At 49.9% G+C, this 451-nt stretch carries 1 protein-coding gene; it reads left to right on the top strand.

What is annotated here, in order from left to right; genetic code table 11:
- Positions 1-147: 147 nt before the first annotated feature.
- Positions 148-451 (top strand): hypothetical protein (locus ACYVRA_RS08885; protein WP_461252352.1); only part of this gene is annotated, 304 nt, incomplete at its 3' end.

Raw genomic sequence — 451 nt, 5'->3', positions numbered from 1 at the left:
CCACAGGCGAATGGCTGGTAGTAGGTGGTTGTCACCAATAAAAATGAAGGTAGCACCGATGATGTGAAAACAGCGTCCAGTAACAGCAAAGCAGTACAAGTCCGTATTGCCGACTCCGGCTCCGCGACAGCACACGGGAAGGTCAAAATGCCGACTCCGACGGTCGCCGCCAACCTAAGACAGTATGTCCGTGGTTACGGCGGAATGCACGTCGCCTGGGACAATTTCCCACGGATGGACGCCGAAGATACCGAATTGATGTATAACCCCGACAAAATGGGTTACAACATACAGCGTATCATGATTAGACCGGATAACATCGACATTAAAAAAACAATGGATGACATGGTTTACGGTTCCTTGCGCCAGTCCTATGCCGACTATTACGAAAATTGTAACATCGTAAACAAATACGGCGGCTATGTCCACGCAAGCCCCTTTACCCCCCCTA

The organism is Treponema sp. R8-4-B8, from assembly GCF_054786175.1.
This window is presented reverse-complemented; position numbering and strand designations above follow the sequence as displayed.